The sequence below is a fragment of the Humibacter sp. RRB41 genome (genome assembly GCF_022761015.1).
In the GTDB taxonomy this organism is placed as follows: domain Bacteria; phylum Actinomycetota; class Actinomycetes; order Actinomycetales; family Microbacteriaceae; genus Humibacter.
Genome location: NZ_JAKWJQ010000001.1, coordinates 1 through 21,647, shown reverse-complemented (window position 1 = coordinate 21,647; position 21,647 = coordinate 1). Strand labels below are relative to the sequence as shown.

Here is a 21,647-nt window from a genome sequence, read left to right as displayed (position 1 = left end):
GCACCCGATCGCCGCGTCGGAGCGGAGCGTTGAGCCTCCTCCTCGATCCAGACTGGATGCCGTTGTCCCGCCACCGATTGCTCACCATCGCGACCCTGTCCACCATCGCCGTCATCGGCTGTTCGCTCGCCCTCGGCGCCGCACCGGCGAGTGCCGAAGCGGCGGGTGCGTGGAGCACGTCGCCCGCACAACTCTTCGTCGGCGAGACCGTCGATGCACAGATCGAGTTCGACATTCCGTCGGACGCCGCCCCCGAAGAGCTGCCGACCTCGATCTCGTTCGCCGCCGTGTCTGACGCGGATCCGTCCGCGACGGCCGTCGCGTTCGACATCGCGTCGACCACGCCGAACCTGTCCGGGTGCACCATCGACGCGGGCGGCTCGGCCGGCTCGTGCCAGTGGGATGGTGCGGCCCCTGGAGACTCCGCCGTGATCACGGTGCACGAGACGGGGGTCAGCGGACCGTTCGGTGTGCAGCATCTCACGTTCTCGCAGACGCTGGCAGATGGAACGGGCGGAGCGGCCGGGTTCCAAGACATGACGGTGATCCCCAACCCCTTGTCGGAGAGTGTGTCGCTGTCAGCGGACACGGTGGCAGTCGGCGGGACCGCGACGCTGTCCGCGACCTTCGTTCTCGCGGCCGGAACGCCGGCAGAATACCTTCCCTCGTACGTCGGCCTTTATGCGCGCCAGGACCCGAATGCCGGTCTCGGCGCGCTGCGGTTCACGATCCAGTCCTTCGCAGGAGCATCGTCGTGCCAAGTGGAGCCGGGCGGGCGTGGTTTCGAATGCGCACTGAGCGATCCCGCTCCGGGCGACACGATCACGGTCACGGCTGTCGTGACGGCGACCACTGCCCCCGCCGGAGACAACCCGGCGCCAAGCCCCCTTGGACCCCAGTACCTGTTCTTCAGCTATGGCGGACCGAATCTCATCGGCCGCAACGACAAGTCCGACCAGGTGATCGACGCGGTGGCCGGATCGGGCACGACGCCCACTGATCCAGCATCTCCCGTCGCTGGAACGACGCTCGTCGCAGGGTCGTCGGCGTCCGATCCTCGGGATGCTGCGGCCCTTGCCGACACGGGCTCGGACACAGCGCCTGGGCTCGCCGTGGCGGCCTTGTTCGTCTTCGGCGGCGCTGCGGCGCTCGTCGTCACGGCCCGCAGAAGAAGGCACGCCCGCAGCTGACGTGCATCCCTGGCCGCTCGCCGTGCGCAGCCGCACCGCGAGCGCCCCGCCCGCCCTCACCCACCACCCACTCGCTCGCTCACCCGCTCACTCACCCGCTCACTCACTCGCTCATCCATTCACCACAGCGAGAAGGCGTTTCAACTGCAGAAATGGTCCTTCCCAGCGAGCGGAGTAGCCATTTCTGCAGTTGAAACGACTTTTCGCGAGGAGAAAGTGCGGGGCATCGAGGAGATAGTGCGGAGCGGCGAGGGAAGATGCGAAGCGCGGCGGCGACGGCGGGGCCGTCGGGCGGGATGACGCGGGGCGCCTAGGAGACGGCATGACGCGCGGTCGAGACGGCGTGACGCGCGGCTGAGACGGCGTGACGCGCGGCTGAGATGACGTGACGCGCGGCTGAGACGGCATGACGCGCGGCTGAGACGGGGCGCCGGGCGAGACGACGAAGGGCCGCCCGCTCGCGCGGACGACCCTCGTCGTGGTGCTGTGGTGCTGTGCCTTACTTCGCGCCTGCCTTGGCCAGGGCCTCGAGGGTCGGGTTGTTGGCGTATGCCTCGACCGCGTTGTCCTTGGTGACCAGGATCGGCGTCAGGGCCTTGTAGGGAACGGTGATCTTGCCGTTGCCCGCGTTGGTCTTGTCGTTGTAGTCGACACCGGAGGGCTTGGACTTGCCCTTCGAGAGGTCGGTGATCAGGCTGACTGCGCCCTGCGCCTCTTCATCCGTGTTCTTGTAGATGGTCGAGTACTGGGTTCCTGCCATGATCAGCGGGATCGAAGCGGTCTCGGAGTCCTGACCGGTGACGATCGGAACGGAGAGACCCGCCGACTGCACGGCCGTGATGATCGAGCGGCCCAGCGTGTCGTTCGGGGAGAGCACTCCGTCGAGCTTGGTGCCGTTGGAGTACGTCTTCGTGAGGATGTTCGACATGCGGGTCTGGGAGTTCTTCGGGTCCCAGTTGTCCGTCTGCGTCTGCTGGAAGGATGTCTGACCAGACGGAACCTTGAGCTCGCCCTTCTTGATCAGCGGGTTGAGAACGCTCATCGCACCGTTGTAGAACACCGTCGCGTTCGCGTCGGTGTTTGCACCGGCGAAGATCTCGATGTTGTACGGGCCGGTGGACTTCTTGGCCTTCATGCCGTCCACCAGGGCCTGCGCCTGCAGCTGGCCGACCTTGTAGTTGTTGAACGCGACGTAGTAGTCAACGTTCTTCGTGTTCAGAATGTTGCGGTCCCACGCGATGACCGTGATGCCGGCCTTCTTGGCCTGTGCGACCTGCGTGTTGAGCTGCGAGCCGTCCTGTGCCGCGATCACGATGACCTTGTCACCCTTGGTGATCATCGACTGGATCTCGTTCTGCTGGTCCGCCACCGTGTTGGTCGCCGCCGCGTACTGCACGTCGGCCTTGAACCCGGCCTTCGAGAGAGCGTCCTGGAACGACGCCTTGGCGAGCACCCAGTTCTGCGAGGTCTTGGCGGGAAGCGCGACGCCGATGGTGTCGCCCTTCTTCACGGTGGTGTCGGAACTGCTGGTGTCGGCGCGCGACGAGCATCCCGTCAGCGCCACACCGGCAAGGGCAACGGCGGTGAGGCCGATGAGCAATTTCTTGCGCATGGATCTTCCTTCTTGTTGTGGATTGCAGGGCGATCCGACAATGGATCGCGCCTTTTTACCGAAGCTGGCCCGGATGGTGCGCCGGAACAGCAGGATCAGGACAGCCGAATCAGGACAGCGGGACCTTGTCGACCTTCTCGGCGGCAGGCTGCTCGGGATTCTGGGGCTGCGCCTCGAGCGTCTCCTCTGTCACCGTCGACGACTTCTTGCGGCTGAAGCCGCGCAGTAGCAGCCCGGTGATGGAGGGTCGGCCCTGGGTCTTGTTGTAGACGTCGAAACCCACGGCGAGGAGCAGGACGAGGCCGCGGATGACCGATACCCACGAGCTGTCGAGGCCGAGCAGCGACAGTCCATTGGCGAGGAACGCCATCACGAACGCACCGATGATCGATCCGGCGACGGTTCCGATCCCGCCGAAGATCGCGGCGCCACCGACGAAGACCGCAGCAATGGCATCCAGCTCCCATCCGGTGCCGTCGAATGGACCGGATGCCTGTGCGTTGCCGATGAAGACCATGCCGGCCACGGCGGCGAGCACGGACATGTTCATCATGAGCAAGAAGTTGACGCGACGGGACTTCACGCCGGAGAGCACGGCGGCGCTCGAGTTTCCGCCGATCGCGTAGATGTGACGGCCGAAGACGGTGCTGCTGGTGATGAAGCTGTAGAGCAGGATCAGGACGCCGGCGATGATGCCGACGACAGGGAAGCTGGTGCCGACACGACCGGTGGCGAACAGGTAGGTGGCGAACACCGTGATGCCGCAGAGCACGACCAGCTTGACGACGCTGACCCAGACAGGCTGGGATGTCGCGCCCATCGCAACGCGCTTGCGGCGGTCGTGGAGTTCCTTCCAGATCAGCGCGACCACGACGATGAGGCCGAGGATGAGCGTGGGATTGCTGAAGCCGAAGTCCGGTCCGAAGTCGGGCAGGAAGCCGTTGCCGATCCAGTTGTACGAGGCGGGCGTCGGAACGGCGGTCGAGTTTCCGACGACCTGGTTGAGGCCACGGAAGATCAGCTGGCCGGCCAGCGTGACGATGAACGCGGGCACCCGCACGAATGCGACCCAGAAGCCCTGCCATGCGCCGACGACGGCTCCCGTCACCAGGCCGAGCAGCATGGCGACGCCCGCTGGCAGGTGCCAGATGGCCATCGACTGTGCGACGACGACGCCGACGAATGCGGCCACGGACCCCACCGACAGGTCGATGTGGCCGGCGATGATGAGCATGACCATGCCGATCGCGAGGATCAGGATGTAGCTGTACTGCTGCACCATGTTGATCACGTTCGTGGGGTCCAGGGTGTAGCCGCCGGTCATGATCTCGAACACGACGATGATCGCGACGAGCGCGATGATCATGCTGTACTGGCTGATGCCACGGCCCCCCGTGAGGGTGCGCATGGTGTTGGAGAACTTGCTCATTCCGCGGGTCCGGTCTTTCGTGTGGAGGTCATGCTGACCATGAGGGATTCGGGGTTGGCCTCTTCGGCGGAGAGCACGTTCGTGATCTGTCCCTCGAAGATCGTGTAGATGCGGTCCGACATGCCGAGCAGTTCCGGCAGCTCGGAGGAGATCAGAACGATGCCCTTACCCTGGGCGGCCAGCTGGTTGATGATGTTGTAGATCTCGAACTTGGCGCCGACATCGATGCCCCGCGTCGGCTCGTCGAGAATGAGGATGTCCGGGTCCGAGAACATCCACTTGGCCAGCACGACCTTCTGCTGGTTTCCGCCGGAGAGCTTGCCGACGCTCTCTTCGACCGAGTTCGCCTTGGTGCGAAGCAGCTTGCGATACTCCTCGGCGACCTCGTACTCCTTGAGCCCATTGACGACGCCCCCGCGCGAGATCTTGTCGAGCCGTGCCGAGACGGTGGCGCGCTTGATCGAGTCGAGAAGGTTCAGCCCGAGCGTCTTGCGGTCCTCGCTCACGTAGCCGAGGCCGTGGTGGATCGCGTCGTGCACGTTGGCGAGCTTGATCTCCTCGCCGTCCTTGACGATCTCGCCGCTGAGGTAGGTGCCGTAGCTGCGTCCGAACACGCTCATCGCAAGCTCGGTGCGCCCTGCGCCCATCAGGCCGGCGAACCCGACGATCTCACCGCGTCGTACGAAGAAGTTCTCGTCCTTGCACACGAGACGATCGGGATCGACGGGATGCTGAACGGTCCAGCCCCGCACCTCGAAGAACGTCTCGCCGATGTTCGGCGTGCGCTCCGGGAAGCGACTCTCGAGCGAACGGCCGACCATGCCGCGGATGATGCGGTCCTCATCGACGCCGCCCGCCGCGACATCCAGTGTCTCGACCGTCTTGCCGTCACGGATGATCGTGATCGAGTCGGCGATGCGCTCGATCTCGTTGAGCTTGTGGCTGATCATGATCGACGTCATGCCGGAGTCCCTGAACCCGCCGATCAGGTCGAGCAGGTGCTGCGACTCCGCCTCGTTGAGTGCGGCGGTCGGCTCATCGAGGATGAGCAGCTTGACGTCTTTGTGCAGGGCCTTCGCGATCTCCACGAGTTGCTGCTTGCCGACGCCGAGCGTCTTGATCTTGGTGTCGGGGTCCTCGTCGAGTCCGACCAGGTGCAGCAGTTCTCGCGCGCGCTTCTGGGCGCCGACCCAGTTGATCACGCCGAATCTGCCCGGCTCGTTGCCGAGGAACAGGTTCTCGGTGATCGACAGCTCGGGAATGAGCGCGAGCTCCTGGTGGATGATCGCGATGCCCGCGTTCTCGCTCTGCTTGATGTCGGAGAAGCGAACCTCCTCGCCCTCGAAGACGATGTCGCCGTCGTAGGTGCCGTACGGGTAGACGCCGGACAACACCTTCATCAGGGTCGACTTGCCGGCGCCGTTCTCACCGCAGATCGCGTGGACCTCGCCGCGTCGGACCGTCATCGAGACCTCGGAGAGCGCAACGACACCGGGGAAGCGCTTCGTGATTCCGCGCATTTCCAGAATGGGGGCGTTCGCCACGGATGATCCTCTCGCTTGCGGGGCGGGGCATCCGTTGCAAGCCGGGCAAGAAGCCCTGGTCAAGGTGCGTGACGACGCCATCGTCCCGTGGTGCTGCGGTCATCGAGGGACCGCTCTTCGCTGTCTCAGGTGCGACAGCGGAAGAAACGCTAACACACTGCGTTCATCTTCTGAACACAAACCACAAGTGAGCAGGCGGGCATGGTCAGGCGTCCTGAACTCAAGGAGGCCATAGCCCAGTGATTTACTGGGCTAGGCCCGTCCGTGGCTGGTTCTGGACCGTCTGGAAAGTGAATCCGCGATGACGGCGAGCAGCAGAACGGCGCCCGTGATCATGTAGCGAACGGATGCGTCGAGGTTGAGCAGAGTGAGCCCGCTCGAGATCGCCGAGATCACCAGAACGCCGAGCACGGCGGACCAGGCGTTTCCGCGGCCGCCGAACAGGCTCGTTCCGCCGATGATCGCGGCGGCGATGGCGTTGAGATTCGTGTCTGCCGTGCCGGTCAGCGTGGTCGCCGATCCCAGTCGTGCCGCGGAAAGCACGCCTCCGAGCGCCGCGAACGCCGAGCAGATCACGAAGGCCGTCACAAGGGTGCGAGTGACGCGGATGCCCGCCCGCCGCGCCGCCTCGACGTTGCCGCCGACCGCGTAGATCGACCGCCCCCACCGGGTGCGTCGGAGCAGGTACGACATGATGACGACGAGCAGCACGAACAGCACCGGCATCACGGCGGTGCCGCGATCGAGCGACAGGTACCAAACCGCGATGCTGAGCAGCACGAGCAGCGAGGCGGCCTTCACAATCGTGATCGAAATGTGAGAAAGCGGAAGGTCCGCCCTTGCTCGTCGGCGCCGCCTAGCGAGCCCTTCGACGAGCATCCCGATGGCGGCGATCCCGACGATCAGATAAGCGGCCCACGGCGGCAGAAACCAGGTGTTGGCGAACTGCACGAGCGGGTTCGAGAACGGGATGTTGATCGAGCCCGTCGGTCCGAGCAAGGCGAGTTGAAGGCCGAGGAATCCCAGCAGGCCGGCGAGCGTGATCAGAAAGCTCGGCACACCGAACCGGCTGAGCAGAAAGCCGTAGAACGCGCCGATCAGGGCACCGGCGGCGATCGCGGCGACGATGCCGACGAGCATCGGCCACTGCAGCCGCATGGCGCACACGCCGACGATCGCGCTCGCAAGGCCACTGACCGACCCGACCGACAGGTCGATCTGCGCGGCGAGCAGTACCACCACCGTGCCGAGGGCGATCACGCCGAGCGGCGCCGCCTGCAGCGTGAGGTTCACCAGGTTGCCGGGCGCGAGGAACCGCGGATTCAGCGCCTGGAACAGCACCGCGATGATGACGAGGCCGACCACGACGGGCAGCGATCCGAGATCGCCTCCGCGCAGCTTCGACGTGAACCCGGCGACGGCGTCGCCGATGGTGCCCGTGTCGTCGGGAGCGCTCACTTCGCACCCCCGCTGTCCGGCTTGCGATCGCCGAGGTTCATGGCTCCTGTGATCGACGCGATGATGTCTTCATAACTCATCTCCGGTGCGCGGAATCGGCCGTTCACGCGCCCGAGGCGCAGCACGATCACCCGGTCGGCCACGGCCTGAACGTCGGCCATGTTGTGGCTGATGAGCACCACGCAGAGGCCTCGATCGCGCAGCAGCTCGATGAGGTTGAGCACCTCGGCCGTCTGGGCGATGCCGAGCGCCGCCGTCGGCTCGTCGAGCATCACCACGCTCGGTTCGCCGACCAGCGACCTGGCGATCGCCACGGTCTGCCGCTGTCCGCCGGAAAGCGTTGCGACCGCAACCCGAACCGAGGGGACGCGCGCGCCGAGCTGCCTGAGCAGCTCCCACGAGCGCTGCTCCATCGCCTCCTCGTCGAGAGGTCCGTGCCCGAGCTCGCGCCCGAGGAACAGGTTCGCGACGACGTCGAGGTTGTCGCAGAGCGCGAGGTCTTGGAACACGGTGGCGATGCCGAGATCTTGGGAGCCGGCGGGGGACGGGATCGAGACATTCTCGCCATCGAAGGCGATCGTGCCCGAGTCCTGCGGATGCACGCCGGCAAGAATCTTCACGAGCGTGGACTTGCCCGCACCGTTGTCGCCGACGAGAGCGACGACCTCGCCGCGATACAGGTCGAGGTCCACGCCGCGCAGAGCCTGGATGTGCCCGAAGGACTTGCTGATGCCGCGCATGCTGATCACCGGGTCGAGCAACTCGTCCCTCGCGGAACTCACGTCGTAGGCGGTCATGTGATGCCGTGCTCCTTGCAGTAGACCGCGTACGCGGGAGTGCAGATCTGCGCGACGGTGTGGAAGCCGCTGTCGATGACGACCCTCTTCACGTTGTCGAGTGTGACGGTGACGGGCGTGAGGGTGGTGGTCGGCACGTCGTGATCGCCGACCTTCGTCGTGCTCGTGCCCTTCGGATGTCCGCCTCGCACGAGAGTGAGCGCGGCATCTGCAGCGAGCTGAGCCTGCTTGCGGATCGGCTTGTAGACGGTCATGTACTGGGTGCCGGCGAGAATGCGCTGCACTGCGGCCACTTCGGCGTCCTGCCCTGTGGTCGGTGGAACGGGGTCCACGCCTGCGGCCTGCAGCGCGGCGATCGCACCCTGCGCGAGGCCGTCGTTGGCGGCGTAGACACCGGCGATGCGGCTGCCGAACTGCGTGATCTGGCCGGCCACCCAGGTCTGCGCTTCGGAGCCGGCCCAGTCCGGTGTGTCGTACTCGGCGAGCACGGTGAAGCCGGAGTGATCGAGCACCTCGTGTGCCGCCTTCTTGTAGAGGATCGCGTTGTTGTCGGTTGGCGAGCCGTTGACCATCAGGATGCCCGAGCCTGCCGGCTTGCCCAGCTGGTGCAGCCGATCCACCAGCGCCTGTGCTTGCAGCTGGCCGACCTTGTGGTTGTCCGCCGACACGAAGTACGCCACGTCGGGGCTGTCGATGATGCGGTCGTAGGCGATGACCGGCACGCCTTTGGCGGCCGCCTCGTTGACGATGGATGCCGCTGCCTCGCCGTCGACGGCGTCCAGCACGAGGACCGCGACGCCCTGGGCGAGCATGGACTCCGCCTGAGTCTGCTGCCGTGCGGCATCGGCCGAGGCGTTCTGGTAGGCGACGGTGCAGCCGGGGCAGCGCTGGGCGATGCGGGCCTCGAACGAAGGCCTGTCGGCCGACTCGTACCTGGTGTTGGTGGAATCGGGCAGCAGCAGGCCGATGGTGGCGTGTGCAGGATCCACCGTCGCGTGCGATGAGTCCCCGGGTGCGACGGCATTGGTGCAGCCGGCGACGGCGAGAAGACAGGCGACGGCGGCGAGCACGGAACCCGCGCGGAGCAGCCTCATTCCCGGTGTTCCTCCGCTGCGATCTGGGTAGTGGCGATCTGTGTTGTAGCGATCTGTGACGTTGCGATCTGGGTCTCGTCGGCGTTGAGGGAGACCCGGTCGACGGCCATCGCCATGGCGCCCATGGCCGAGGCGTTCTGTCCCAGCTGGCTCTGAACGATCTCGGGGGCGAACCGGGTGCCCGCCAGTACGGCGCGCTCGACCTCGCGGCGCATCGGGCCGAGCAGTAGCTCACCGGCGCGGCCGAGCTCCCCGCCGATGACGATTCGCTCGGGGTCGAGCAGGTTGGACAGGTTCGCGGTGGCCACGCCGATCGCGGTGCCGGCGTCGGCGATCGCGCGAATGGCATCCGAGTCGCCCGCCATGGCGCGAACGATCACGTCCTGGAGCTTGAGCCCGCGGTTGCCCGTCTGCAGCTTCTGGATCAGGGCGTTGCCGCCGGCGATCGCCTGCACGCATCCGCGGTTGCCGCACTCGCACGGTGGACCGTCTTCTTGGATGACCGTGTGCCCGAGCTCGCCAGCCATGCCGCCGTGACCCGAGTACACGCGGCCGCCGAGCACGAGGCCGGCGCCGATCCGGTCGCCGACGTCGACATACACCACGTCGTTCTTGCCGCGGGCAGCACCCATGCGCAACTCGCCGAGGGCGGCGGCATTGGCATCCGTGTCGACGAAGACCGGACGCTTGAGCGAGCGCTGCAGCACGTCGGCGACTTCGACGCCGTCCCAACCGCGCAGGATGCCGCGCCTCGCGACCGTACCGGTGCGCTGGTCGACCGGCGCGGGAAGCGCGACTCCGACCGCCAGCAGGTCGAGCATGCCCGCTCCGGCCGACTCGAGCATGTCGGCGAGCAGCAGAGTGAGGCGATCGAGCTCGCTGTCGGCCCTGTGGTCCTTGGCGAGCGGCATGTGCGTCTCGGCGACGACGGTGTAGCTCGCATCGGAGACGGCGATGCGCAGGTGCCTGGTGGAGTAGTGCACACCGGCGACGAGGCCCAGCGCGTGGGCGAGCGTGACGTTCTGCGCGCGTCTGCCGCTTCGAGTGCCGGGAGCGGTCGTGAGAACGCCGGCTCCGGAGAGCTCCTTGACGATGTTGGACACGGTCGCGGGCGAGAGACCGGTGAGTCCCGCGAGTTCGATCTGGCTCAGCCCGCCGTACTTCTTGACGGCATCGACGATTCGGCCACGATTGGCTTCACGAAGTGAAGTCTGCGACCCCGGCGTCCGACGGTGGGCTTCCACGGGACCACGATACGGTATGCGCGCTATCAGGCCGCAGATAATCGCAATCCCCGCCGACGAGGTGCGTCGCCTTTCAGTTCGGTAACGTCTGGCGCTCTCGCGGTCGCATGCCGGAACCCGTTCACGGTCACCCGGCAGACTAGTGACATGGCCGACTTCCACGTGTACCGCGATCGCCTCGAGATCCGACTCACCCGTGCGGAGAAGCTGCTGGCCCTGCGGCGCGATGACATCGTGGTTCCGCGCGAGAGCATCCGATCGGTCGCCATCACAGCCGACCCGTGGATCTGGATCCGCGGCGTTCGCGCGCCGGGCAACAGCGTTCCGCTGACGCTCGCGGTCGGAACGTGGAAGTTCCACGGCGGCAAGGACTTCCTCGTGCTCAAGGGAAAGCAGCGATCGGCCGTTGTGATCGACATCGATCAGCCGGACAGGCGCGATGAGGCCTACGAGGTAGATGAGAACGCCGAGACGGGCGAGCCCGCGCAGATCGCCGAGGGATTCTCGCGCGTCATCGTGTCGACGCAGCACGCGGCGAAGCTCGTCGAGGCGCTGCGCGACATCCGTCCCGGTTCGGAGGATGGTCCCGTCGACGAAGTGATCGGCTAGCGATGGCCCAGCCGCGATCGAGCGGCACGCGCCGTCGCACGCGTGCTCGCGCCACGGAACCGACTACGGAGCCCACGAGTGTCGACGTCGACTGCTGCATCGTCGGGGGCGGCCCCGCCGGCATCATGCTCGGGATGCTCTTGGCCAGGGCGGGCGTGCACGTCGCCGTCCTCGAGAGGCACGGCGATTTCTTGCGCGACTTCCGCGGCGACACGATCCACCCTTCGACCCTGCAGGTGCTCGACGAACTCGGCCTGCGTGATGCGTTTCTGACGCTGCCGCACACCGAGGTGTCGACGCTCGACGCGGTCGTCGACGGCACCCGCATCACGCCGGTGGACTTCGACAGCCTGCGCGGTCGCAACGACTTCTTGGTGCTGATGCCGCAGTGGGACTTTCTCGACTTCCTCGTCGAGCACGCGGCGGCGTATCCAGGCTTTCACCTCTTCATGAACACGGATGCCACCGAACTCGTCACCGACGGTGACCGGCCGGGAGCGCCGGGCGGCGGGCGCGTGGTCGGCGTGCGCGCCACCGGACCGGACGGACCCGTCGAGGTGCGGGCGGCGCTCACGGTCGCTGCCGACGGGAGGGACTCGGTGCTGCGGCAGGCATCCGGCCTGCCGTCGACCGATTTCGGTGCACCCATCGACGTCGTCTGGTTCCGCCTGCCGTACCCCGAGAATCGTCCGCCGGACACGCTCGGGTACATCGACGAGCACCGGCTCGTTCTGACGATTCCGCGCGAAGGCTACTACCAGGTGGGGCTCGTGATCCCGAAGGGCGGATTCGACTCGATGCGCAAGCAGGGACTCGAGTCGGTGCGCGAGGCGATTACGCAGACGGCGCCGTTCCTCGAACCGGTCGTCGGCGAACTGGACTCGTTCAAGCAGCTCAAGCTGCTCTCCGTGCAGATCAACCGCCTCGAGACGTGGTGGCGTTCCGGCCTGCTGTGCATCGGGGACGCCGCTCACGCGATGTCGCCGGCGTTCGGCGTGGGGGTGAACTTCGCTGTGCAGGACGCCGTCGCCTCGGCGAACAAGCTCGCGCCGCTCCTGCGCGGGGCCGGGTCGGTTGTCGGGGCACGGGCATCCGAGCTGGATCGGGCCTGCGCCGCGATCCAGCGCAGACGGATGCCGCCGGTGCGCGCCATGCAGGCGGTTCAGCTCGCCGCGCACCACGTGATCAATGGTGCGGGAGTCGCTGTGCTGCCGAACCCGCTGTCCGGGCCGCGGCGCATCGTGCTGTCGGCGGTGATGCCGCTCGTGCAGCGCGTGGCGGCACGTGTGATCGGTCGCGGATTCCGCCCGGAGCACGTCGCGCCGCAGGTCAGAGGCGCGACGAAGCATCCGCTGAGCTGAACGGCGCCGGCGCCGCACGGGCGGTGAACTCAGAGCGGCTGGCTGAGGAAGATCAGCACGATCCCGATGAGCGGCAGGATGCCCTGAATCAGCGCCGCGCGAATGTACCGCGCGCCCGTCGTCACGAGCACGACTGCCGCCAGCACCATGCAGCCGAGCGTGAAGAACACGAGCGTGAGGCCGATCTCGTGTTCACCGACGCCGTAGACGATGATGCCGACGAAGGCGCCGATCGCCAGAAACAGGTTGTAGAACCCCTGGTTGTAGGCCATCGGCCGGGTGATGTCTGCGGATTGCTGGTCGGCGACGGCGAACCGTTTCCAGATGGCGGGCCGCGACCAGAGCACGCTCTCGAACACGAAGATCACCACGTGCAGCACCGCAGCGAGGGCAACGAACAGTGTCGCGATCACGATCATGGCGCAAGCCTATGGCCAGACCGGCGGCGGGAACGGGTGTCAGCGCCGAACCTCGACGACGGTGCGCCCGCGGATCTGACCGGCGAGGATGCGGTCGGCTGCGCCAACGGCATCCGCGAGGCCGATCGTCGCGGTCATCGCGTCGAGCAGGCGCACGTCGAGGTCGCTCGCGAGCCGGCGCCATGCCTCTTCGCGCAACGCCCTCGGCGCCTCGACCGAATTGATGCCGGCCAGCGTCACGCCGCGCAGGATGAACGGCATCACCGTCGCCGGCAGATCGGCGCCCCCTGCCAGGCCGCAGGACGCGACGGTTCCGCCATATGACGTCTGCGCGAGCACGTTGGCGAGGGTCGCGCTTCCGACCGAGTCGACGGCGCCTGCCCAGCGGGCCTTCTGCAGCGGGCGGCCGGGCCGTGCGAAGTCCGCGCGGTTCACGATGGCGGATGCCCCGAGCTCGCGCAGGTAGTCCGCTTCCGTCTCGCCGCGGCCCGTGGATGCCGTCACCGAGTACCCGAGCTGCGCGAGCACCGCGATCGCCACCGACCCGACCCCGCCGGCGGCCCCGGTGACGAGCACCTCGCCGGACTGTGGGGTGACGCCGCCGCGCTCGAGCGCCAGCACGGCGAGCATGGCCGTGAATCCTGCGGTGCCGATGGCGGCGGCGTGCGCCGATGTGAAGGCATCCGGAACCCGCACGAGTGCCTCGGCTCGCACCGCGGCGAGCTCGGCCAGCCCGCCGTTCTTCGTCTCGCCGATGCCGTCGCCGTTCAGCACGACGTGATCCCCGGGTGCGAACCGCGGATCGGCGGATGACCGCACCCGCCCGACCAGGTCGATGCCCGGAATGAGAGGCGAGCTTCGCAGAACTCCCGGGCGGCCGGCGAGCGCGAGACCGTCTTTGTAGTTGAGCGCGGAGTAGTCGACGTCGACGGTGACCTCGGCGGGATCGAGGTAGTCGTCGTCGAGAGTGCGCAGAGCGACGGAGTGCTCGGTGACGGCTCCGTCTTCGAGTCTTTGGTCGACGATGAGCGCGCGAAACGACATGGCGTCAGCCTACGGCGGAGCCATCTCGCGGTGGCGGTCGCGTCGGCGGTGGCGTCAGGAGACCGGCGGCTGTCCGTCGTCAGGTCGCTGCACGGGAGGCTCGGTCGTCGTGGCGCCCGCTGCCCGCTGCTCAGGAGTGACGGGCATGGCCGTCGTGTACGGCGCGGCAGGCGCCGAGTAGGCGGATGCCGGCACAGGGGTCGACGCGCGGAAGTAGGCATTCGCGCCAGGCACGTACATCAGGATGATCGCGAGCAGCAGTATGACGATGCCGACGAAGTTCCACGATGACGACGAGCTCCAGCCGCCGGTGAACCACGGCAGAACCGTCCCGAGCAGCGACAGGATGCCCAGCACCGTCAGCGTCACGCGCGCCCAGTTACGTCCGTCGCGCATACGGTTCACGATCACCAGCTCGATGATCGCGACGACGAACACGAAGATCGAGAAGATCAGGATGACGGATCCGACCGCCGCTCCGGCGATGCCCCCGAACACGGCGCCGCCGGTGAGCGCAAGGATGCCCACGAAGAGCGCGAAGATCGCCCCGATCAGCGACAGGATCGCGCCGATCAACCAGATGACATAGGACGCGGTCACGGCGCCAGGACGTCGTGCGGATGCTGCTGTGCTCATGGACTCCCCCTCAGTCAAGCCAGAGCCTACTCGCAGCCCTTCGCCGGGCAGCATCCGCTTCGCCGTCAGTGCCTGACCAGGCTCCCGCCCGCGCGCACGCGGGAGACCGCATCCACCGTCGCCGCCAGGATCAGCACGCCGCCGGTGACGGCGTAGTTGACGCCTGCCGGCAGGTTGAGCAGTCCGAGACCGTTCGTGATCACCGCGATCACGACGGCGCCGATCGCGGCGTGCATGAGGCGTCCGCGTCCGCCGAAGAGGCTGACGCCGCCGACCACGGCCGCCGCGACACCGCTCAGCACGATGGCCACACCGGCCGACGGATCGACGGAACCGACCTTCGAGATGCTGAACAGCTGCGACACCACGGCGAGGAACGAGCAGATGATGAACGCGATCCAGCGGATCCTGATCACGTTCACGCCGGACCTGCGCGCCGCCTCTGCGTTGCCGCCGACGGCATAGAGGTAGCGACCGTACTTGGTGCGATCCAGCACGAACGTTCCGATCCAGAGGATCGCCAGCGTGATCGGCACGACGATGGGCACGCCCTCGACCTTGATGAATCCGGTGCCGCGGTTCTGGCTGAGCAGCCCGACCACGATGCCTCCGATCACGGCGACCACGAGCACCTTGATCCAGACCAGGACGACCGCACGGTTCGGCACTCCGGCCGTGCTGCGCCTGCGCCGATCCCAGAACGATGTGCCGATCGAGATCAACACCATGATCGCGAGCATGACCCAGCCGCCCCAGATGGGCAGGTTGTTGTTCATGATCGCGAGGATGGCCGGGTCCTGCACGTTGTACAGGCCGCCGTTGCCGATGATGATCAGCTCGATGCCCTGGAACCCCAGGAATAAGCCAAGGGTCACGACGAACGAGGGTATGCCGACTCTCGCGACGAAGAACCCGATGAAGGCACCCGTGGCGATTCCGATCAGGAATCCGACACCAAGCGAGACCCAGGTGTTCCATTTCGCGACGTCGACGAGCACGATGAACGCGCACATCGCGACGCCGCCGGTCACGCCGGCGGAGAGGTCGATCTCGCCGAGAAGAATGACGAACACCAGCGCCATTCCGAGCATGACGAGCGTCGCCGCCTGCGTGAGCAGGTTGGCGAAGTTACGTTCTGTCAAGAAGTAGGGACTGAGGAAGGCGAACAGGATGGCCAGAACGACCAGGCCGCCGATCGCCGGCAGCGCCCCCATCTCGCCGCCACGAAGGCGCTGGAAGTAGGCCCGTACCTGATCGCCGACGCCGCCTTCGACGCCGCTGCCGATCATGTCGCCGACGATCGGGTCTGGGGATGCCTCTGTGGTCTCCGCGTCACGTGCTGCGGTGCTCATGCCGGTTCTCCCGTGTAGGTCTTGCTGCCGGTGATGTATCCGACGACGTCGTCGTAACTGGTGTCCACGGTCTTCACCGATGCCACCATCTGGCCCAGGTAGAGCACGCTGATGAAGTCGGCGACCTTGAAGACATCTGCCAGGTTGTGGCTGATGATGATGACCGCGACGTTCTGTTCCGCAAGACGCTTCACCAGATTGATCACCTGCTCCGTCTGGGCGACACCGAGCGCTGCGGTCGGCTCGTCGAGAATGACGAGGCGTGACTTGTTGATCACCGAGCGGGCGATCGCCACGGTCTGACGCTGACCGCCGGAGAGCGATGCCACCTTCTGCCGAACCGACTTCACGGTTCGAACAGAGAGCTGCTGCAGCGCCTTGCTCGTCTCGAGCTCCATGCGGCCCTCGTCGAAGGTGCCCCAGCTGGTCTCTTCGCGTCCGAGGAACATGTTCTGAACGATGTCGAGGTTGTCCGCCAGCGCGAGGTCCTGGTAGACGACCTCGATGCCCAGACGGGATGCCTCGCGCGGGTTGTGCAGGGTGACTGTCTCACCGTCGAAGCGCACCTCGCCTTCGTCGTACGGCTGCACGCCCGCCAGACCCTTGATGAGGGTCGACTTGCCTGCTCCGTTATCGCCGACCAAGGCTGTCACCTTGCCGGGATACGCCTTGAGATCGACGCCACGGAGCACGCTGACCGGCCCGAAGCTCTTCTTCACTCCCGTCAACGAGATGAGCGGCTCATCCATGCGTCGGGTTCCTTTCATTGGGATGGATGTCTGAGGTCGCGTTCGCGCTGCCGGCGGGGGCGCCGCATTCATGATCGCGAGAATCGGCCGTGCATGACATGGCCGAAGGGGCTTCGCGACGGACCACCTGGTCCGAGCGCGAAGCCCCTCTACCGTTCGGCGCTGGTGACTACTTCACGCCGTACTTGGTGCAGGCGGCTGCCACCGCGGCGGTGCAGATGTCACTCGCCTTGGCTGCGCCGTCGTCGACCACTTTCTGCACGGTGGCGGCGGTGATCAGCTGAGGCGTCTCGGCGATGAACGGAACGCCGTCCACCTTCTGCGATTCCTTCGGGTGCTTGCCCTTCAGGAGCTGGATGGCCAGGTCAGACGCGGCCTTCGCCTCGTCCTGGTACGGCTTGTAGACCGTGGAGGTCTGCTTGCCGAGCAGCACGTTCTGCAAACCGGCCGTCGAGGCATCCTGCCCAGTGACGGGAACGGTCAGACCGTTCTTGTCGAGCACCGAGATCACACCGGACGCGTTCGTGTCGTTCGCGACCCAGACGGCGTCGACCTTGCCACCGAGCGAGGTCAGCGCCTGCTCGAAGTTCGTGGCGGTCTTGTCGGCGTCCCAGATCCCCGGGGGCTCTGCGGCCGGCTTGATTCCGGCCGCCGACATGATCTTCACGGCGCCGTCGTGGAACATCTTGGCGTTGCCGTCGGTCGGGTCTCCACCCATGTAGATGACCTTGGCCGTCGACGGGTCCTTGTTCTCGGCCTTCAACGCGTCGACGATCGACTGGCCCTGCAGTTCGCCGACCTTCTCGTTGTCGAACGACACGTAGTAGTCGGCACCTGCGATGGGGCGGTCGTAGGCGATGACCGGGATGCCTTGCGCCTTCGCCTTCTTGGCCACGGTCACACCCGCGCCGTTGTAGTCGACGAGCAACATGACACCGCAGCCCTTGTTGAGCTGCTGGTCTGCGATGGTGGCGTACTTGCTGGTGTCGCCCTGCGCGTTCTGGATGTCGGCCGTGAAGCCGGCATCCGTGATCGCCTTCTGCAGGGCTGGCCTGTCGCCGTTCTCCCAGCGCGGTGAGGACACCGCGTCGGGAAGGATCACGCACGCACGCGTCGAGGCCTTGGTGGTGCTGCCACCACCACTACCTCCGCTCGAGCAGCCCGCCAGCAGAAGTGCTGACGCGCTGGCGAGAACGGCGAGCGAAATCATTGATGATTTCTTCACGTCTCTTCTCCTTTGATGAGACTCGGACTCCTCCGGGAATGCCGCGTTCAACTTCTGAATGCGGCATGAGTGATACTGCCCCGTTTTATTCGAACTCGGCACCCTTCGCAGGAACAATCCGATAACGGTTGCATAACTCACTAACCGGTCAGTAAGAAGTCCGTCCGATTGGCGGCTGCCGCGTGTTTCCGCGGGGAATCGCCGGTGCAACCCTAAAGGGGGTCACCAGGACCGGCCTGCGATTTTCGGGTGAGCGGCCGATACCATTGGCCCATGTCAGCAGGGGGAGCTGAATCGTCGGCGACCGGTTCGACCGGCTCGACCGAAGCTGTTGACGCGTCCGGCGAAGGCGAACGCGAGCCGGTCAAGCGGCCTGCCAGGAACATCCGTCTTCGGGTGTCGAAGACGGTCGACTATGCCTTCTTTCTGTTCGGCACACTTGCCGCCATCTGGCTGGCATGGCTGCTGATCACCGAGAGCTTCAGCTGGGGATGGTGGCTCATTCTCTTCTTCGTGCTCTTCTGGGCGCTGCTGGCCTACCTTGTGCTGCCGCGTCTGCACAGCATCCTGACGCGCATCTACGTGCCGAACTACTTCATCGGGCGGGCGCGGACGAGCGACGGTCTGCTCGGGGATCCGATCAACCTCGCACTGCTCGGAAGTCAGGCACAGGTGGAATCGGTGATGACCGAGGCGGGGTGGACGCGCGCTGATCCGGTCACGCTCCGATCGAGCTGGCGCATCGTCACGTCTACGCTGCTGCGGCGCAGCTACGACGAGGCCCCGGTGAGTCCGCTGCTGCTGTTCGAACGGCAGCAGGACCTCGCCTATCAGCAGGAGGTGCGCGGCAATCCCGCCAAGCGGCACCACGTGCGATTCTGGAAGTGCCCGCCCGACTGGTACCTTCCTGGCGGATTTCCATCCGATTGGCTGGGCGCCGCGACTTTCGACCGCAGCGTGGGGCTCTCGCTGTTCACCCTCCAGGTCACGCACCGCATCGACGCCGACACCGACATCGAGCGCGATCACGTCGTGAAGTCGATCGAGTCACCGGATGCGGCGGTGCGGGTCAGCGCGATCCGCGACTTCTCCTCCGGATACCACTCACGCAACGGCGGAGGCGACTCGATCATCACCGACGGCGACCTGCCCGTCATCGATCTGCGAGGCATCCGCACACTGCCGGAGTTCGACACGGAGCCTGATGTCGTCGAGAGCGCGGCGGACAAACGCCCGGTGTCGATCGTTCTGGGCAGCGGCTTGCTGGTGCTTCGGGTGATCGCAGGGGTCGTCGGCATCGTCATCGCGTCCATCGGATGGAAGGCGTACGTCAACTCGGTGACCATCGACTACGCGGAGGGCGAGGTGTCGGAGACGCTCAATACGGCGGCCGCGGTGATCGCGCTCAGCGTCTCCATCATCGCGGTGCTGGTGCAGCTCGGTCTCATCACCTTGATCTTCCGCGGCAGCAACTGGGCGAGGCTGCTCGCGATGATCGTCAGTGCGCTGACCGTGATCTTCGCAGCTGTCGACTATTTCAACGGCGGTCCGAACGTGAATCTGCGTGCCAACCTGCTCGGGCTCCCGCTGGACATCCTGGTGCTGCTGGCGCTGTCGGCGGAGCAGTCCAGCGCGTGGGCGCGACGCATCAGATACCTCAAGATCGAGCGCAAGTGGGCGAAGAGGCATCCGTCGAGCATCGTGTCATGACGCTGCTGCACGTTCGCCGGCGATGGGCCCGATGCCGTCGTCGATCGACGGGTACTCGGGCGCCCAGGCGAGCTCCCGCCGAGCTTTCGCGTTGGATGCCCGCATGCTGACCCCCGCCATCATCGCCGCCGCGTAGGGCGCTGCCGCACGCAATGCCCAGACCGGCAGAACGTAGGGCCGCGGTGCATCGTATGCAGCCGCGATCGTGTTCAGCAGATCGCGGAAGGTGTGCGGGGTGTCGTCGACGATGTTGTACGCCTGGCCTGGGCGTCCGCGTTCGATCGCCGCCGCGGTCGCCTTCGCCGCGTCGTCGTGGTGCACGAATGGGAGAAGGCCGCCTGCGTGCGGAACCGGGATGGCGCGCTTGCGGAGCATGGTCGCGACGGATGCGGCATCCGCCCCGTAGAAGAGCCCGTAGCGCAGCGCGATCCCGTCGACGCCGGATGCCTCGAAAGCCTGTTGCTCGGCCGACCGCATCGCCGCGAGGTGCTCGTCGAACGCGTCGCCCTGCGGAACGCCGAACGGGGCATCCTCGGTAAGAGGAGTGTCGCCGAGGTCGCGATAGCCGTACCCGAACACCATCGATTGCGTGACGAACCTCCCGGCTCCGGTCTGCCCCGCCACCTTGAGCAGGTGAGCCGTGCCCTCCGTGCGCAGACGGTCGGTGGCGCGCATGTCCGCGTGGCGAGCCGGCGGCTTGGCGAGAGCGGTGAGTTCGTGCACCACGGCATCCGCGGCGAGGCCGTTCGTGGCGCGCAGGAGTGCGTCGCGGTCGAGCACATCGGCGACGACCCCTTCAGCTCCGATGCCCGTGAGGGTTGCGACGCCGCTTTGCGTGCGCGTGATGCCGACGACGGAGTGGCCGTCGGCGACCAGCTGCTTCACGAGTGGGATGCCGATGGCTCCGGTCGCTCCGGCGATGATCATGCGCATCATGAATTCCCTCCATATAAGTAAGCACTTACTTTCTAGCTCCACTATGCTGAGATCGCAAGGGGTCGCTACGAATCGACCGCGGAGGAGCACCGAGTGACACCAGTGTCAGACGCAGCAGAGCCGCCGGTGCGCGCGTCGGCGGCCAAGCTCCGAGTGCTCGATGCGGCGATGCGGCTCTTCGGTGAGCGGGGGTACGAGGCGACATCCATCGCCCAGATCGAGGAGGCGGCCGGGCTGCGACCCGGGTCCGGCGGCCTCTATCGACACTTCGGGTCCAAGCGCGATGTGCTCGAGCAGGGCATCGAGCACGTGCTTGCCTCGAGGCGAGACGTGTTCGAGACCCTGGATGTTGTACCGGTCGGCACCACTCAAGCCGAGTTCGGTACGCAGCTTCGCGCCCTTGCGGAAGCGGGCATGGCCCGGCTGGACCACGACCGGGACCTCAGCCGCATCATGCTCCGCGACCTGCGTGAGCTCCCCGATCTGGCTCGTCTGGTGCGGCGCCAGGAGGTGGACGCCGTGACGGCGGCGCTCGCCGCGTGGCTCCGCGGGTGGATCGTGGGTGAGAGCGGGGCGCGGGAGAGTGCGGCGGACGAGAATGCAGCGGGCGAGAGCGGGGTCGACACCGATGCCGTCGCCTCGGTCGTCGTCTCTGCTATCAGCCACTACTGGACGATGGTCGACGCGACGGGGGAGGCTCCCCTCGAGATGGAGCGGGCGCGCTTCGTCGACGCGCTCGTGACGATGGTGGAACGAGTCATCGCGGTGCCCCGCCCTAATTGATGCCGCGACCCAGAGGGGGTCGCCGACCCGCCGAAGCTGGAAGGGCGGTGGGCCTTTAGAACGGTGGTGGGTCGGTGTCGTAGCCGGTGGGTGTGCGGATTCGGATGGTGCCGTCGGGTTTCGGTTCGATGGTGATGCGGGTGATGGTTTTGATGCGGTGGAGGCGTTTCTTCATCGGCAGCAGATTGCTCACGTTGGTCGTGCCGCCGTGTTGGTATTCGATGGCGTGGTCGATCTCCGCGTCCGGTGCCAGGTAGGGGGCGGCATCGTCGATGAGTCCGTATCGGATCTTCAACCAGCGTCGTTGTGCTGCGGTGGGTCGGTAGCTGCGCCGGTCCAGGTTCAGGTTCGCTGGTGCGACCGGGTCGTTGATCACCCGGTGAAACGACGGTGCGTTGTGCAGGCTCGCTGCGGCGCTGCGCGGGTCGATGGGTCCGTAGCCGAGGAGTTCCGCG

Annotated in this window: 20 protein-coding genes; 5 read left to right on the top strand and 15 right to left on the bottom strand. The window is 66.4% G+C overall.

Annotated elements, in window-relative coordinates:
• Nucleotides 1–56 precede the first annotated feature (56 nt).
• Nucleotides 57–1,190 carry a hypothetical protein gene (locus MJ603_RS00100; protein WP_243061638.1) on the top strand — a complete coding sequence of 378 codons (1,134 nt, stop codon included), beginning with the start codon at nt 57–59 and terminating at the stop codon, nt 1,188–1,190.
• A gap of 499 nt (nt 1,191–1,689) precedes the next feature.
• On the opposite strand, the gene MJ603_RS00095 is transcribed toward MJ603_RS00100, so the two are convergent.
• From MJ603_RS00095 to MJ603_RS00065, 7 genes are all read right to left on the bottom strand, one after another.
• A complete protein-coding gene (locus MJ603_RS00095; protein ID WP_243061637.1) occupies nt 1,690–2,802 on the bottom strand; it encodes a sugar-binding protein in 1,113 nt (370 codons plus the stop codon).
• Between the two features lie 109 nt (nt 2,803–2,911).
• The gene (mmsB, locus tag MJ603_RS00090) at nt 2,912–4,231 is read right to left on the bottom strand and encodes a multiple monosaccharide ABC transporter permease (protein WP_243061636.1); all 1,320 of its coding nucleotides are present in this window, start codon (nt 4,229–4,231) and stop codon (nt 2,912–2,914) included.
• Complete coding sequence (gene mmsA / locus MJ603_RS00085) at nt 4,228–5,751, bottom strand: multiple monosaccharide ABC transporter ATP-binding protein (protein WP_279238677.1); 1,524 nt, start codon at nt 5,749–5,751, stop codon at nt 4,228–4,230. The genes mmsB and mmsA overlap by 4 nt, the downstream gene beginning before the upstream one ends.
• Nucleotides 5,752–6,027: 276 nt before the next feature.
• Nucleotides 6,028–7,233, bottom strand: a complete 1,206-nt coding sequence (locus MJ603_RS00080; protein WP_243061634.1) for a sugar ABC transporter permease — start codon at nt 7,231–7,233, stop codon at nt 6,028–6,030.
• Nucleotides 7,230–8,030: an ATP-binding cassette domain-containing protein gene (locus MJ603_RS00075; protein ID WP_243061633.1), complete on the bottom strand. Its 801-nt coding sequence runs from the start codon at nt 8,028–8,030 to the stop codon at nt 7,230–7,232. Before MJ603_RS00075 ends, MJ603_RS00080 begins: the two co-directional genes overlap by 4 nt.
• The gene (locus MJ603_RS00070) at nt 8,027–9,124 is read right to left on the bottom strand and encodes a sugar ABC transporter substrate-binding protein (protein ID WP_243061632.1); all 1,098 of its coding nucleotides are present in this window, start codon (nt 9,122–9,124) and stop codon (nt 8,027–8,029) included. Before MJ603_RS00070 ends, MJ603_RS00075 begins: the two co-directional genes overlap by 4 nt.
• Nucleotides 9,121–10,368, bottom strand: a complete 1,248-nt coding sequence (locus MJ603_RS00065; protein ID WP_243061631.1) for an ROK family transcriptional regulator — start codon at nt 10,366–10,368, stop codon at nt 9,121–9,123. Before MJ603_RS00065 ends, MJ603_RS00070 begins: the two co-directional genes overlap by 4 nt.
• A 147-nt stretch (nt 10,369–10,515) precedes the next feature.
• Between MJ603_RS00065 and MJ603_RS00060 the strand changes: the two genes are divergently transcribed.
• Together MJ603_RS00060 and MJ603_RS00055 are read left to right on the top strand one after the other, a co-directional pair.
• Entirely contained in the window at nt 10,516–10,977 is a 462-nt protein-coding gene (locus MJ603_RS00060; protein WP_243061630.1) for a hypothetical protein, read from the top strand.
• A gap of 2 nt (nt 10,978–10,979) precedes the next feature.
• Complete coding sequence (locus MJ603_RS00055; RefSeq protein ID WP_308220546.1) at nt 10,980–12,338, top strand: FAD-dependent oxidoreductase; 1,359 nt, start codon at nt 10,980–10,982, stop codon at nt 12,336–12,338.
• 29 nt (nt 12,339–12,367) lie between these two features.
• On the opposite strand, the gene MJ603_RS00050 is transcribed toward MJ603_RS00055, so the two are convergent.
• The 6 genes from MJ603_RS00050 to MJ603_RS00025 form a co-directional block, all read right to left on the bottom strand.
• On the bottom strand, nt 12,368–12,757 hold the full coding sequence (locus MJ603_RS00050; RefSeq protein WP_243061628.1) for a DUF1304 domain-containing protein: 390 nt from the start codon (nt 12,755–12,757) through the stop codon (nt 12,368–12,370).
• A 39-nt stretch (nt 12,758–12,796) separates the two neighbouring features.
• Nucleotides 12,797–13,801 carry an MDR family oxidoreductase gene (locus MJ603_RS00045; RefSeq protein WP_243061627.1) on the bottom strand — a complete coding sequence of 335 codons (1,005 nt, stop codon included), beginning with the start codon at nt 13,799–13,801 and terminating at the stop codon, nt 12,797–12,799.
• A 54-nt stretch (nt 13,802–13,855) separates the two neighbouring features.
• A complete protein-coding gene (locus MJ603_RS00040; protein ID WP_243061626.1) occupies nt 13,856–14,437 on the bottom strand; it encodes a hypothetical protein in 582 nt (193 codons plus the stop codon).
• A 65-nt stretch (nt 14,438–14,502) separates the two neighbouring features.
• Nucleotides 14,503–15,789: a sugar ABC transporter permease gene (locus MJ603_RS00035; RefSeq protein ID WP_243061625.1), complete on the bottom strand. Its 1,287-nt coding sequence runs from the start codon at nt 15,787–15,789 to the stop codon at nt 14,503–14,505.
• Nucleotides 15,786–16,538: an ATP-binding cassette domain-containing protein gene (locus MJ603_RS00030; protein ID WP_243061624.1), complete on the bottom strand. Its 753-nt coding sequence runs from the start codon at nt 16,536–16,538 to the stop codon at nt 15,786–15,788. The genes MJ603_RS00035 and MJ603_RS00030 overlap by 4 nt, the downstream gene beginning before the upstream one ends.
• A 169-nt stretch (nt 16,539–16,707) precedes the next feature.
• On the bottom strand, nt 16,708–17,763 hold the full coding sequence (locus MJ603_RS00025; protein WP_243061623.1) for a sugar ABC transporter substrate-binding protein: 1,056 nt from the start codon (nt 17,761–17,763) through the stop codon (nt 16,708–16,710).
• A gap of 273 nt (nt 17,764–18,036) precedes the next feature.
• Here MJ603_RS00025 and MJ603_RS00020 point away from each other — a divergent pair, with 273 nt between their 5' ends.
• Nucleotides 18,037–19,473 carry an LssY C-terminal domain-containing protein gene (locus tag MJ603_RS00020; protein ID WP_243061622.1) on the top strand — a complete coding sequence of 479 codons (1,437 nt, stop codon included), beginning with the start codon at nt 18,037–18,039 and terminating at the stop codon, nt 19,471–19,473.
• Here MJ603_RS00020 and MJ603_RS00015 read toward each other — a convergent pair.
• Nucleotides 19,468–20,409 (bottom strand): NAD(P)-dependent oxidoreductase, encoded by a 942-nt coding sequence (locus MJ603_RS00015; RefSeq protein ID WP_243061621.1) that lies wholly within the window; start codon nt 20,407–20,409, stop codon nt 19,468–19,470. The two genes, MJ603_RS00020 and MJ603_RS00015, sit on opposite strands and share 6 nt — an antisense overlap.
• A 93-nt stretch (nt 20,410–20,502) precedes the next feature.
• Here MJ603_RS00015 and MJ603_RS00010 point away from each other — a divergent pair, with 93 nt between their 5' ends.
• Nucleotides 20,503–21,192 carry a TetR/AcrR family transcriptional regulator gene (locus MJ603_RS00010; protein WP_243061620.1) on the top strand — a complete coding sequence of 230 codons (690 nt, stop codon included), beginning with the start codon at nt 20,503–20,505 and terminating at the stop codon, nt 21,190–21,192.
• A 55-nt stretch (nt 21,193–21,247) separates the two neighbouring features.
• Here MJ603_RS00010 and MJ603_RS00005 read toward each other — a convergent pair.
• Nucleotides 21,248–21,647: HNH endonuclease signature motif containing protein (locus tag MJ603_RS00005; protein ID WP_243061619.1), on the bottom strand; the 400-nt coding region annotated here is incomplete at its 5' end.